Genomic DNA, 13,450 nt, shown 5'->3' on the forward strand with positions numbered 1-13,450 from the left:
ATAAGAGGGAATAAATGGCAATAGTCTAGCATGGCTAATTAACATCGTCACCATATAGTCATCGTTTACCGTGAGGCTGACACACTTGCGTGACCTTCTGCCCTGACCCCTAACTATACCACTGACAATCGCTGCCAGTTATCACTATTTTTGCTATTCAGCAATATAAAGTGCGGCTTCATCGAGCGATACGCTGACCAAGGTAGAAATCCCTGCGCTTGGCATGGTAACACCTTTTAATTCATCAGCAATTTGCATGGTTAATTTATTATGGCTAATAAAGATAAACTGCAAATCGTCTGCTAATTCATGAATGAGACTGGTAAAACGAGCGACATTAGCATCATCAAGCGGCGCATCAACCTCATCAAGCACGCAAAATGGGGCTGGATGCTGCTTAAATATCGCAAAAATTAAGCTCAGCGCGGTCAGGGTTTTTTCACCGCCTGATAACACGGCTAATCGACTATTACGCTTACCTTTTGGCTGTGCCATCAAAGTCAGCCCTGCCCGCCACTGTTCTGATTTTGGCGCATTAGCAGGCATATCCTCAGTATTTAGGGTTAAGCTTGCTTGCCCGCCACCAAAGACTTTGGCAAATAAGTTAGCAAGCTCATTATTAACCGCATCAAGTGTCTGCATAAATAGTGTCTTGGTAGTTTCATCAATCGAGGCAATCGCTTCTGTCAATGTTTGCATACTGGCAGCAATATCTGCGGTCTGCTGCGCCAGTGGCTCTAAACGTTCATTAACTTCTGCCAACTCTGCCACGGCTGCAAGATTAACTGCGCCAATTTTGCTTAATTGCTGCTCAAGCTTGTTACACTCAGATTCTAATTCTGCGATTTTGTCTGGACGCACACGGCGATCATGAGCGATAAAATCTGCCAATAAGTTTGAGACGCTTATCACTTGTTGCTGATGTTGTGGCTGCTGTGATATATCCGACTGCGCTTTATATTTATGACTCGCATTAGAGTACGCATCTAGCGCTTCTTGTGTATGGCTACTAGCATCCTCTAACCTCGCCGCGCTTAGTGCCAACTCGGTCGAGTGATGGGCAAGCGCGCTTTGCTGAGTTTGCAATGTATGTTGCAGCGTATCTAGCTCGACCTGCTGCTGATTATACTCTTGCTTAAGTGCCGTTAATGCTGTCTCGCGCCCTGTTAATAATAACTGCTGCTCATCACGCGCCGTTTGCACTGTTTGCAGGGCTGCTTGCAGTTCTGGCAGCTTACTTTGCTGCTGTTCATAATTTGTCTGTAAAATTTTCTCGCTTTGCAGTGACTTATCGTGTTGCTCGGTCGCACGCATAAGGCTGCTTACGCCATGCTCTAAACGCATCTCGCTCTGCTGGATACGAAGCTGCAATGCTTGCCAATTATCCTCGTCTGCCTGACGGGTGCGACTTAACTCACTGCGCTCAGCTTGTAATTGCTGCGTTGTCGCTCGAGCATCAGATATTTGCGGTGTTAACGCTACTATCTGGCTTTGAATATCTTGCTGCTCATGAGTGAGCGCTTGTCCCTCTTGAGCTAACTCTTGTTGCTCTTGCTCAAGGGCTATTTTATCAGCGCTTAAGCGTTGGCTGTCCGCTTGTAGACGCTCAGCATTAGCACGTTGAGTGGTGAGCTGCTGCTGATATTTATGCTGGTCACGGGTCAATTGCTCAGCTTGCGCACGGGTTTCTTCTAAGCTGACCGTTAGTGCATCATAGTTACGCTGGTTATTAGCAATAGCCTTTCGCTGATTTTGGATTTTGGCTTCAAACTCATCAAGCAACTCTTCTAACACTTGCAGACGGCTGCGCTGCTGTAAACGCTGAGTTAAAAATTGACTATTGCTATCGTTTTGACCATTTTGCGTGCCAGCAAACTTACTTAGATTAATCGTCCCCTGACGACTGATAAGCCAGCCATCAGACGTTAGCAAAATGGCTGATGATGGCAATACTTTTAAAATATCAGTGAGCGTATCAAGAGTCTGCTGATTATTTGTCTCAGGTTGCGCAAGATATAAATAACATTGCTGCCAAAGCGCTAAGTTCGGCGCGCTAATCAGCTCTGATAGAGATAGTACTTTATCACTTAGAGTATCTGGCAATTTACTGATAAATGGTTTTGTATTTGCCTCATTTTGCTTTGTAGATAACCATAAGCTGTGACCCATACCTACTGACGATTTATCTTTATTAGAAATAGGCTGGTTTTGTGCCATTTGATAAGTAAACAGACTATCCAAATCGTATTCAAGCGCTTGCCATAAGCTGTGTAGTTTCTCAGAATCATCGCTCGTGTTATCAATGCTTGGCTGCATGGTTTGATTGCAAACCAATACATGACTATCCAACCACAACGCCAATACGCTATCGAGTAATTGCGCATGTTGTTTGCCTTTCGCGCTTAGCTCAATCTGCTCGCGCAAGGTTGATATGGACAGCTCTTTATAATCACTGACTATTTCGCTTCCTAAATCGCCTTTAACATCAGCAGTTTTTGCATGAACAAGCGGTTGCGATTTTGGAATAGGTTTAGGATGCAATATCTGATGCAAAGTATCGTACTCGCCTGCCAATACCGCGTGGCGCTTCTCACTCTCGCTCGACTCGCGCTGCTGCGTGTGCAATTGCTGTTGTAAATCCTGCGCTTGCGGTTGTAGCTCAGACAGTCGCTCATCGACGCTGTCTTGTTGGCGTTCAATCTGCTGCAATTGTTTGTTTAGCTCAGCAACTTGCGCCGCTAATGTCTGCTGCAAATTATTCGTATCAGAATTATCTTGCAAACCAGCACTTGCAACTGGTGATAGTGACTGTTGTAGTTGCTGCCATAAATGCTGCCAGTTTGTGTGACGATGCTGCCACTTATCATGATTTTGCTGATAACGTTTTTGTGCTTGGCTATTAATGGCTTGCTGTTGTTCAAGCGTGCGCGCATTATCTTGCAAGCGTGATAGCTGATTTTGCGCGTCATGGTAGGCGCGCTGTAATGGCTGCTCGTTGCGTTTATGCGAATCGCGTTTACTGTTAAGTTCATCGAGTTGCGGACGCAATGCTTCTAGCACAGTCTGCTGCTCGGCTTGCTCAGCTTTTAAGCGCTCAATCTCATCGACTGCTTGCTGACGCTGCTGCTCTAAACTGGCAAGCTGTTGCTCAATAGCAGTCAGCTGTGACTTGGCATCGCCTAATTGATGCTCTGCTTGTTGATAGCTTAATTGCTGCTGATAATGGCTACTTTGAGCATCGTCTTTGAGCCACTGCTCTTGATTGATATGAGCAGCAAGCTTATCCTGTTTGGCTTTTAGTGTGTCATAGTTGGCTTGTAAGGTTGCAACCTCAGTGGCAATACGCTCATGAGCGATTTTCTGCTGCTGCTGATTATGTTTGGCTTGATATAACTGTTGAATGGCAAGTTGTTGTTTAATATCAGCAAGCGTTAACGCCAGCTCTTCATAACGCTCAGCACTGGCGGCTTGCTTAGACAAGCGTTTTTGTTGGCTGACCAGCTCGCTTTGCATATCATGCAGACGTGCCAAATTGTCTTTAGTTTTTTCTAACTTCTTTTGCGTCTCTTCACGGCGCGCTTGATAGCGCGACACCCCTGCCGCCTCTTCGATAAATTCACGTAGCTGCAGTGGGCTAGATTCAACAATACGCCCAATCATACCCTGCTCGATGACGGCATAACTGCGCGCGCCAAGACCCGTACCCAAGAATACATCGACCACATCACGACGACGACAGCGCGTGCTATTGATAAAGTAGTCCGAGCGTCCTTCCAGATTTACCTGACGGCGAACGGACAACTCTTGATATAAATTAAACTCATGGCGAATACCCGTCTGCTCATCTTGGGTATGCTCAAAAGTCAGTTCAACACTGGCGGCACTTTTGGCGGCTTTATCTTGCGTACCAGCAAAGATAACGTCACTCATCGCCCCGCCGCGTAATTGCTTGGCAGAGGTCTCACCCAGCACCCAGCGAATGGCATCAATGACGTTGGATTTGCCACAGCCGTTTGGCCCGACAATGGCGGTGATGCCATGACGAAAGGTAAAAGTTGTTGGATTGGCAAAGGATTTAAAGCCTGCCAGCTTGAGAGATTTTAGGCGCATGAAGGATCAGTAAATATGGCGAAAACAGGCGGCTATTCTACCTCAAATTGTGCTAAATTTTTAGGGTTTATGAGGGACGCTATAATAGGGCTTAAAATCAATATCATTAATTTAAACACTAAAAATCAAGAGAATTAAAATGACTAGCTATAATCCGCAAGAACTACAGCAAAAATATGAGCAATGGTGCGCACTATACCGCCAGCAGCTCAAAGCGCAACAGCAGTTTTTGCAAGCTGAAGCATTGCTAAACGAGTTGAAAGATTATTATCTTAATCCACAATGGATGGCGGATCGTGAAGCAGATCTGCCAATTGAGCACTCAGGTAAAGAGCACTCTATATTTAGTGAAGATGCGCTGTGGAATATGCTCACTGACCGTGACGAGCTGGCAAGAAAATGGATGCGTTTGGGGCTCGATGCAATTGATAAAAAGTAAAACCTAAATTACCCCGATCCCACTTAACAATAACTGTCCACCCGCAAATAACAATAATATGCCAAAAGCTCGCTTAAGCGTGAGCGCAGGCAATACATGGGCAAGTTTGGCACCGACCTTTGCCATCGCAAAGCTAGCAACGGAAATACATAAAAATCCTGTGATATGGACAAAGCCTATCGTACCTTCGGGCATATTAACTACATCTTGACCAAACCATGCAAATCCTGCTGCACCAGCCAATGCAATAGGTAAACCACAAGCGGCAGACGTACCGACCGATTGCTTCATCGTTAGCCCTGCCCAGTTTAAAAATGGCACGGTCAAGCTACCGCCGCCAATACCAAAGATAGAAGACGCCATACCAATGCCCGTGCCCGCACTAAACTGTCCACCAGTAGATGGCAACGGCTTACCGAGCTGCTCTTTATTGGATAAAAATAGCATCTTTACCGCGACCAGTAATGCACCAACACCGATGATGGCTTGCAATACCTTGCCATCAATCATATCCGCGATACCGGCACCAACCAGACTACCGATGACCAAGCCCAATGCCATCTTGCGCCATACTTCCCAACGTACACCGCCGCGTTTATTATGCGCAGTTAATGAGCTGATCGAAGTCACAACGATGGTCGCCAAGGAAGTGCCAATCGCCAAATGGGTCACCACTTCAGGAGGAAAATTATAAGCCGCAAAAATCCACACCAATGCTGGTACGATAATCATACCGCCACCGACGCCAAACAAGCCGGCGCTGACGCCAGCAAACGCCCCTGCAATCACAAACCATACATATAACATCATTGAATCAGCCTTTTATCATGCGTCTTTTTATTAGATTACTTTATCTTTTCAGCATTTACTTATCATACGCTTAATTGCATTTGCCAAATCTCACATTGACCTTTATCCTATCTACTCTGTATTGAATATTTGTGACCATCGCTCAGTATATCAAAGATTTCCCCTGCCTCATTTATCACATTTGCTCTATTAACCACAGCGAAAAAACGTATGCTGCCACTCGACTCTTTATCTAACTGCGACTCTAAGTCTCACCGGCTTACTCATTTGCCAGAACTTAACCATCGGCACCTACTTAGCAGCGTCTCGACTAATAGTGAGCTCATCGCAGCAGTACAGGATCGCACGCTCAATGCCCATGAAATGCATTTAATGACTGCCGAAACCCAAAGCGCAGGTCGTGGACAACATGGACGCTCGTGGCAATCACCATGTGGCAATGTTTATCTATCGTTATATTATCCAGCACATATGCCGATTAGCGGTTTATTGTCGTTAATCATCGGTATTGAGCTGGCAAAAATGCCTGTTATTCAAACATTAAATGAACAATTACATGCTCAAGACTTAACGCCCATCGGGGTAAAATGGGCGAATGACTTGGGATTTTATCAATCTCTCTCTGAAGCAGATGAAGCCATATCAGGCACTCAAATTATTCAATTTAGCAAACTTGCTGGTATATTAATTGAGCCGGTTACCCAAGCGGGCAAATTGGTCGGCGTGGTGATGGGAGTTGGTCTTAATGTACAAGCAACTCCCAAGCTTACTGCCCAAACCTGCGAAGGTATGAGCTACCAAGCCATTAGCTTACAAGATATCGAGCAGCTGCTAGCGCCAGATAAACCAGCAAGTACGCTGCCAAGTCTACGAGAGCTTTATCAACAAATGAGCAAAGCATTAATGGCAGCAATGACACGCTTTGAGCATTTAGGGTTAGAGAAACCAACCGGTCAAACCTATAATTTAGACAGCTTTTTACAGCAATTTGACTCAATGGATGCACTAGCAGGAAGGCGCTTACGTATTAGCCAAGAGCACAACGGTCAAACAGAGATCCTCACTGGCTATGCTTGCGGTATTGATACACATGGATGTTTGCAATTACGCCAAGATAACGGTAATATTTCTGCGCTTTTTACCGGACGCATCGACGTTATTGATAACGCTTAAAGCATTTACTGAATGCGCTCTATCTAAAGGGAATTTTATGCTCTGGCTTGATCTCGGCAACACCCGCCTTAAATACTGGCTAACCGATGATATCGGACAGATAGTCTCACATGATGCCAAGCAACATTTGCAAGCACCTGCCGAATTACTCATGGGTTTGACCGACCGCTTTGAGCGTTATGCCCCTGACTTTATCGGTATCTCATCGGTGCTCGGTGATGATCTCAATGTCAAAGTCTCAGAGACGCTCAGTCGCCTTAATATCCCGTTTGAATTTGTCCATGTCGATGCCAATTATCCACTTATGAAAAGCGCTTATAATGATGAGCAGCTTGGCTGTGATCGCTGGCTACAAATGCTCGGCGCAGTGGATAGAACCAAACGTCAATGTGTGATAGGTTGTGGTACAGCAGTGACCATTGATTTGATTGACCATGCAGAGCATTTGGGCGGTTATATTTTCCCTAGTATTTACCTGCAACGCGAGTCGCTATTTTCTGGTACCAAGCAAATCACCATTTCTAACGGTACTTTTGATAATGTTAGCCAAGGTCTCACCACGCAAGATGCGGTACATCGCGGGATACTACTATCTATCGTCGGTGCTATTAACGAGATTAGCACACGTCATCCCAACTTTGAAGTGATCATGACTGGCGGTGATGCAGCTATTATCGCCCAACACGTCAACCGCCCAGTGCGCCTGCGTGACGATTTATTATTAAATGGTCTTGCGCGCTATTTTGATCATAGTAAACAGGCATGATGACTGAAAAAATTTTATAAGCTAGAAATTAAAAAAGCAGGACGCTTAAAACGTCCTGCTTTTTTATGTCTATTTGATTTGAGAGCAATACAGAGGGCTAAAGGGATGAGCTGTTCGCAGACTCTGTTACGCCTGTGAACAGCACGCAAGAAAAATTTAGCCCATTAGCACGAGGATATCAATGTATCGATTTTATTTTGAACTTCATATCTAATAAACACTCAGTAACTTTTACTTAGTCTCGTTAAACAATTCACGACCAACCAGCATACGGCGAATCTCACTGGTACCCGCGCCAATCTCATATAGCTTGGCATCACGCCAGTAACGACCTAGTGGATACTCGTTGGTATAGCCATTACCACCAAAGATTTGAATACCCTCGCCTGCCATCCAAGTGGCTTTTTCGGCACACCATAAAATCACACTGGCACAGTCTTTACGTACTTCTCGACTATGACCAGCACCGCGCGCGTCCAACATATCAAGGTTTTTACCGACAGTGTACAAGAAGCTGCGACCTGCTTGCAATATCGTATACATGTCTGCGACTTTGCCTTGAATAAGCTGAAACTCACCAATCGCTTGACCAAACTGCTTACGATCGTGAATATAAGGGACAACATTGTCCATCACTGCTTGCATGATGCCGATAGGACCTGCGGCTAATACAGCACGCTCATAATCTAGTCCGCTCATCAGTACCTTAACACCCTCATTGAGACCACCCAAGATATTTTCGCTAGGTACGGTTACATTATTAAAAGTCATCTCACCAGTATGGCTACCACGCATACCGAGTTTGTCGAGCTTCTGTGCCGTACCAAAGCCTTCCATGCCTTTTTCAACGATAAAAGCCGTCATGCCTTTAGCACCCAGCTCAGGATTGGTTTTGGCATAAACCACCATCACATCAGCATCAGGACCATTGGTAATCCACATTTTGCTACCATTTAGCACATAATGACCGTCTTTTTCTTCGGCTTTTAGCTTCATACTGACCACATCTGAGCCAGCGCCTGTCTCACTCATAGCTAGAGCACCGATGAATTCGCCACTGATGAGCTTAGGCAGATATTTTTGCTTTTGTTCCTCTGAACCATTACGTTTGATTTGGTTGATACATAGGTTTGAGTGCGCGCCATAGCTCAGCGCTACAGAGGCAGAAGCGCGGCTAATCTCTTCCATCGCCACCATATGTGCGACGTAGCCCATATTAGAGCCACCGTACTCTTCAGGAACGGTAATACCGTGTAGGCCAATATCACCCATCTTTTGCCATAAATCCATTGGGAACTCATCGCTACTGTCAATCTCGGCAGCACGTGGGGCTATTTCATTAGCCGCAAACTGTTGTACCATATCACGTAAGGCATCGATATCTTCGCCAAGCTGAAAATTCAATCCAGGTAAACTCATAACCATTCCTTGTGTTTTGATATTTTTAAATTTCGAATTTCAATCTGTTTTTTAAAACTACTGTAACTGTATTTATAATGTCATTTTTGAAGTCATAGTCAATTCAATGTGAAAATCTGACAAGGCAACCGAGTGTCGATATATATTGAATACTTCAAGCGAGGTTAACGCTATCAGACTTTTATAGTGGATTGACTATGCTGTTTAAGACTGACGTTTATTGATAATGGCACGTGCCACATTTGAGCCATTCGGACGCTTTAAAAACGCACTGATACGCTCGCCTGCCACGACCAACTTTTCCAAATCAATGCCAGTACTGATACCCATACCATGCAGCATATATACCACATCTTCGGTTGCGACATTGCCCGTTGCGCCTTTGGCATAAGGACAACCACCAAGTCCAGCGACGGAGGTATCAAATTCACTGACACCCATTTGTAAGGCAGCTAAGGTATTACTTAACGCTTGACCATAAGTATCATGAAAATGCCCTGACAACATGCTGATATCAGCATATTCTAATGCAGCTTGTAGCGCCCACTGTACTTTGAGCGGCGTACCAACACCAATCGTATCAGCAATGCCAATCTGCTCAGCACCAATCTCAACCAAACGCTTGGTGACATAAGCCACTTGGCGTGGGTCAATTTCGCCTTCATAGGGGCAACCGACCGTGCAAGAGATAACGCCGCGTACTTTGATTCCTTGCGCTTTAGCCGCAGCGGCCACGGGCGCGAAACGCTCAATACTTTCATCAATACTACAATTAATATTTTTTTGGCTAAAGGTTTCGCTTGCTGAGCCAAAGATGACGATCTCATCAGGACGATGCACGATAGCATTTTCAAAACCGCGCATGTTCGGCACCAATACCGAATAGCTCACATCACTGTGGCGTGTGGCTGCAAGTGCCTCTAACAGCGTGCTATTGTCGCCCATTTGCGGTACCCACTTTGGCGAGACAAAGCTAGTAGCCTCGAGCTTTTTAACCCCTGCGGCAATCAAGTCACTTATAAGCCTTTGCTTAACCGCAGTCGGCACGGTCATGGCTTCATTTTGCAAGCCATCACGTGGACTGACATCGACGATGGTGACGTGTTTTGGGTACGAGATACTCATACAGATTGTCCTTTTTACTGATTCTCTTGGCTATCAATACGCAGCAGCTCATCACCATCAGCAACCAAGTCACCCGCGCCAAATAACAATTCTGCCACCACGCCATCTGTCGGTGCAGTAATGGTATGTTCGATTTTCATCGCTTCAATGACAGCCAATGGCTCGCCCTTTTTCACGCTATCACCGACGGCGACTTTAAAGGCCACGACCTGTCCTGGCATTGGTGATTTCAAGCTACCAACAGCCGCATTCTCTTCGCCAACATGCGCCATGATATCGACAAGGGTGATTTCATCACGCCCGTTATCAGTAAAGACATAAACGGTCTCATGGTTTGTCCAGCTTTGGGCGTTGATACGAGCACCATCTAACCATAGAGTATGATTGTGTGCGTCAATACTGCTATAGCTGACTTGACCTTCATATACAGTTTCTATCTGGGCAGCTACATTAGCGTTGCTGTTATCTTGAGTGTTCGCAACTTCTTTCCCAATAACTAGCGTAAAGCTACTGAGGTTATCGCTGCCCTTTTTGCTGTCTAAGCAAGCTGCATTACGCCAGTTGCTAATACGAGCGTTATAAGATTGCTCATTATAAACCAAGCTAAACGAGCGCGTATAATCGCTAAAGGCACGGAAACCCGTAGGCTTGCTAAAAGGATCTGACCCTTGCGTTGTCGCTTCATTGGCAAGCTGCTGCGCAATAGCAGTAACCGCAAGCGTCGATAACTCAAGCGGATGCTGATCAAACAGCTGCTCACGCTCACGTTCTATCAAAGCTGTATCAAGATTGGCTTGGCTAAACGATTCAGTATTAAGAATATAGCGCAAAAATGCGACGTTATTTGGCAGACCGACGATGCGCGTTTGGGCTAGTGCACGATCAAGCTTGGCTAATGCTTGCTCGCGAGTAGGTGCATGCACAATCAGCTTAGCAATCATAGAGTCATAAAACGGGCTAATGACATCGCCTTCGCGTACACCGTCATCGATACGCACATCAGTGCTGTTCTTATTAATGACAAAGGTACTGTGGTCAGGCTTTTGATAAGTGAATAAAGTACCTGTGGCTGGTAAAAAACCATTGTCAGGATTTTCAGCACAAATACGTGCTTCAATCGCATGACCGTTGATAGTCAGCTCGTCCTGTTTTTTCGGCAATGGTAAACCTGCCGCAACCAATAGCTGCCATTCTACTAAATCGACGCCAGAGATAGCTTCACTGACCGGATGCTCAACTTGCAGACGGGTATTCATTTCCATAAAATAAAAGTTCATCGAACCTTCGCGCTGCTCAACGATAAACTCAACCGTGCCTGCGCCAAAATAATTGACCGCACGAGCAGCTTCGATTGCCGCTGTTCCCATCGCTTCACGCATCGCTGCATCAACACCCGGTGCCGGCGCTTCTTCTAATACTTTTTGGTGGCGACGCTGTACGGAACAATCACGCTCAAACAAATGCACATAGTTGCCATGGGTATCACCAAATACTTGGATTTCGATATGGCGAGGTTTCAATGCGTATTTTTCGACCAATACTTGATCGTTACCGAAGCTGGTAATCGCTTCACGGCGGCAAGATTCTAATAAATCAATAAAGTCACTGGACTGCTCAACGATACGCATACCTTTACCACCACCACCAGCACTGGCTTTAATCAGTACAGGATAGCCAATGCTATCGGCTTGCTGCTGCAAAAATTGCGCATCTTGATTTTCACCATGGTAGCCGGGTATTAGTGGCACGCCAGCCGCTTCCATCAAACGCTTTGATTCAGACTTACCACCCATGGCACGGATAGCGTCTGCAGATGGACCGATGAAGACCAAGCCTGCATCTTGGCAAGCTTGGGCAAAATCTGCGTTTTCACTTAAAAATCCATAACCCGGATGAATCGCTTGTGCGCCGGTCTCTTTGGCAATGGCAATGATAGCATCGCCTTTTAGGTAGCTGTCTTTAGGAGCCGAACCACCCAAATAGACAGCTTCATCGCAGACAGACACGTGCTTAGCCTCACGGTCAGCATCAGAATAAACAGCGACGGTGCTTATACCCAGACGCTTGGCAGTCGCAGCAACACGGCAGGCAATTTCACCACGGTTGGCGATCAAAATTTTAGAAAACATGACGGTCCTTATCGTTTAATCTATAACTTAAAAAATTGCAGAAAGTTAATGATGGCTTTATTATTTTTTAATTATTTCTCTATATCATTCGAGATATTTAAGTTCTAAGCTCAGCTGGAAAAGTTCTTAGCCGCTAGGATAAAAGCTCTAATATGGTTTTAAACTCAGGTAACCCATCGAAGTTGCCAGACTCTTTATAAACATTATGCCAATTGGATTTCGTACTTAAGCAGAAGTTAGCGACGACCTCTATAGCAACTGACTTACTATCAAGCTCTAATAAACCCACGGGTATCCAGTAATATTTACTTGCAAAGGCATTGGGAACAGAACAGCCACAGTTTGTACAAAAATGTGAGCTAAATCCCGTCTCTTTTTGCCAGCTTTTTATATTTTCACTTTTTATCCATTTGAAATGGGTCGCTTCGATAATGGTCGCTGAATTGGCGTTTGAGCCTGATTGTTTTTTGCACAATGAACAATGGCACTGATAAATCTTAAAAGGGTTAGTCTGTATGTCAACAGAAAACTCGATATCACCACACAAGCATTTTCCTAACATTACACTTTCACCTTTTTTGAATAACGTCTGATTCTTAAACAGCTTATTCTAAGTTTGTTGTCCTAAATTAACCAATCAGGTTTACGCTTTTGCAAAAATGCTTGCACCCCTTCCTTACCTTGCTCTGATGAGCGAATATCGGCGATGCCTTTGACCGTATCGGCGATTAGCTCATCGGTAATCGGTGCGCCCGCGACTTCATGCAATAAGCGCTTGCAGGTTGTCACAGCCTCAGGGCTATTTTTAACGACTTTGGCACAAAATTCTGCAACTGCATCATCAAGCGACTCTTCACTGACGCGCTCATGGATAAAGCCAAGCTGACGGGCTTTTTTGCTATCAAATACTTCCGCACTGAGAAAATAACGCTGTGAGGCTCTGGCACCTAAGGCTCTAATCACATAAGGGCTAATGGTTGCTGGTGCTAAGCCCAGACGCACTTCGCTAAGACAAAAATTGGCAATTCTCACAGCGATAGCTACATCACAGACAGCAACCAAACCCATGCCGCCTGCATAAACATCCCCTTGTACCGCCGCTATCGTTGGTTTTGGGCACTCATAAATGGTCTTAAGCATTTGTGCCAATTTTTCCGCGTCCGCTAGGTTCTCTTCATAGCTATAATCCGCCATGGCGCGCATCCAATTCAAATCGGCACCCGCACAGAACGCTTTACCGGCCGCTGCTAAAATGATAACGCGTACTTGCTCATCATCGCTAAGCGTCTTGAAAGCATGGGTCAACTCAGCAATCATTTCATCATTAAAGGCGTTACGTATCTGAGGGCGATTCAAGGTTACTGTTGCAATATGCTGCTCAACGTTAACTAATAGACTTTTATAATGATTCAAATTTTGTTGCATATCTTTCTCTATATTTTATGTATTTATGAGCACTAAATGACTGTCAATATACCG

At 45.2% G+C, this 13,450-nt stretch carries 10 protein-coding genes; 3 read left to right on the top strand and 7 right to left on the bottom strand.

The window, feature by feature from the left end; genetic code table 11:
* Nucleotides 1–153: 153 nt before the first annotated feature.
* Entirely contained in the window at nucleotides 154–4,110 is a 3,957-nt protein-coding gene (locus tag VLA57_RS05865; protein WP_333954553.1) for an AAA family ATPase, read from the bottom strand.
* 139 nt (nucleotides 4,111–4,249) lie between these two features.
* Here VLA57_RS05865 and VLA57_RS05870 point away from each other — a divergent pair, with 139 nt between their 5' ends.
* Entirely contained in the window at nucleotides 4,250–4,549 is a 300-nt protein-coding gene (locus VLA57_RS05870) for a DUF4298 domain-containing protein (protein ID WP_333954554.1), read from the top strand.
* 3 nt (nucleotides 4,550–4,552) lie between these two features.
* Here VLA57_RS05870 and VLA57_RS05875 read toward each other — a convergent pair whose 3' ends face one another.
* On the bottom strand, nucleotides 4,553–5,356 hold the full coding sequence (locus VLA57_RS05875) for a sulfite exporter TauE/SafE family protein (RefSeq protein WP_333954793.1): 804 nt from the start codon (nucleotides 5,354–5,356) through the stop codon (nucleotides 4,553–4,555).
* Nucleotides 5,357–5,569: 213 nt separating this feature from the next.
* Here VLA57_RS05875 and VLA57_RS05880 point away from each other — a divergent pair, with 213 nt between their 5' ends.
* Nucleotides 5,570–6,532, top strand: coding sequence for a biotin--[acetyl-CoA-carboxylase] ligase (locus VLA57_RS05880; RefSeq protein WP_333954555.1), 963 nt, complete (start codon nucleotides 5,570–5,572; stop codon nucleotides 6,530–6,532).
* Between the two features lie 37 nt (nucleotides 6,533–6,569).
* Nucleotides 6,570–7,298: a pantothenate kinase gene (locus VLA57_RS05885; RefSeq protein ID WP_149408854.1), complete on the top strand. Its 729-nt coding sequence runs from the start codon at nucleotides 6,570–6,572 to the stop codon at nucleotides 7,296–7,298.
* Nucleotides 7,299–7,529: 231 nt separating this feature from the next.
* Here the strand turns inward: VLA57_RS05885 and VLA57_RS05890 are convergent, their stop codons facing one another.
* The 5 genes from VLA57_RS05890 to VLA57_RS05910 all read right to left on the bottom strand — a co-directional run bounded on the left by VLA57_RS05890 (nucleotide 7,530) and on the right by VLA57_RS05910 (nucleotide 13,396).
* Complete coding sequence (locus tag VLA57_RS05890) at nucleotides 7,530–8,717, bottom strand: isovaleryl-CoA dehydrogenase (RefSeq protein WP_333954556.1); 1,188 nt, start codon at nucleotides 8,715–8,717, stop codon at nucleotides 7,530–7,532.
* A 204-nt stretch (nucleotides 8,718–8,921) separates the two neighbouring features.
* Nucleotides 8,922–9,842, bottom strand: coding sequence for a hydroxymethylglutaryl-CoA lyase (locus tag VLA57_RS05895; RefSeq protein ID WP_333954557.1), 921 nt, complete (start codon nucleotides 9,840–9,842; stop codon nucleotides 8,922–8,924).
* 14 nt (nucleotides 9,843–9,856) lie between these two features.
* On the bottom strand, nucleotides 9,857–11,971 hold the full coding sequence (locus VLA57_RS05900) for an acetyl/propionyl/methylcrotonyl-CoA carboxylase subunit alpha (RefSeq protein ID WP_333954558.1): 2,115 nt from the start codon (nucleotides 11,969–11,971) through the stop codon (nucleotides 9,857–9,859).
* A gap of 133 nt (nucleotides 11,972–12,104) precedes the next feature.
* A complete protein-coding gene (locus VLA57_RS05905) occupies nucleotides 12,105–12,533 on the bottom strand; it encodes a GFA family protein (protein ID WP_333954559.1) in 429 nt (142 codons plus the stop codon).
* Nucleotides 12,534–12,595: 62 nt separating this feature from the next.
* Entirely contained in the window at nucleotides 12,596–13,396 is an 801-nt protein-coding gene (locus VLA57_RS05910; RefSeq protein WP_333954560.1) for an enoyl-CoA hydratase/isomerase family protein, read from the bottom strand.
* Nucleotides 13,397–13,450 lie beyond the last annotated feature (54 nt).

This window comes from Psychrobacter sp. S4(2024) (assembly GCF_036861305.1).
Lineage (GTDB): Bacteria > Pseudomonadota > Gammaproteobacteria > Pseudomonadales > Moraxellaceae > Psychrobacter > Psychrobacter cryohalolentis.

Bases quoted from the DNA above. Each gene is read 5' to 3' on its own strand.
- VLA57_RS05890 (WP_333954556.1), bottom strand. From the start codon at position 8,717: ATGAGTTTACCTGGATTGAATTTTCAGCTTGGCGAAGATATCGATGCC.
- VLA57_RS05885 (WP_149408854.1), top strand. From the start codon at position 6,570: ATGCTCTGGCTTGATCTCGGCAACACCCGCCTTAAATACTGGCTAACC.
- VLA57_RS05875 (WP_333954793.1), bottom strand. From the start codon at position 5,356: ATGTTATATGTATGGTTTGTGATTGCAGGGGCGTTTGCTGGCGTCAGC.
- VLA57_RS05880 (WP_333954555.1), top strand. From the start codon at position 5,570: ATGCTGCCACTCGACTCTTTATCTAACTGCGACTCTAAGTCTCACCGG.
- VLA57_RS05870 (WP_333954554.1), top strand. From the start codon at position 4,250: ATGACTAGCTATAATCCGCAAGAACTACAGCAAAAATATGAGCAATGG.
- VLA57_RS05895 (WP_333954557.1), bottom strand. From the start codon at position 9,842: ATGAGTATCTCGTACCCAAAACACGTCACCATCGTCGATGTCAGTCCA.
- VLA57_RS05865 (WP_333954553.1), bottom strand. From the start codon at position 4,110: ATGCGCCTAAAATCTCTCAAGCTGGCAGGCTTTAAATCCTTTGCCAAT.
- VLA57_RS05900 (WP_333954558.1), bottom strand. From the start codon at position 11,971: ATGTTTTCTAAAATTTTGATCGCCAACCGTGGTGAAATTGCCTGCCGT.
- VLA57_RS05905 (WP_333954559.1), bottom strand. From the start codon at position 12,533: ATGTTAGGAAAATGCTTGTGTGGTGATATCGAGTTTTCTGTTGACATA.
- VLA57_RS05910 (WP_333954560.1), bottom strand. From the start codon at position 13,396: ATGCAACAAAATTTGAATCATTATAAAAGTCTATTAGTTAACGTTGAG.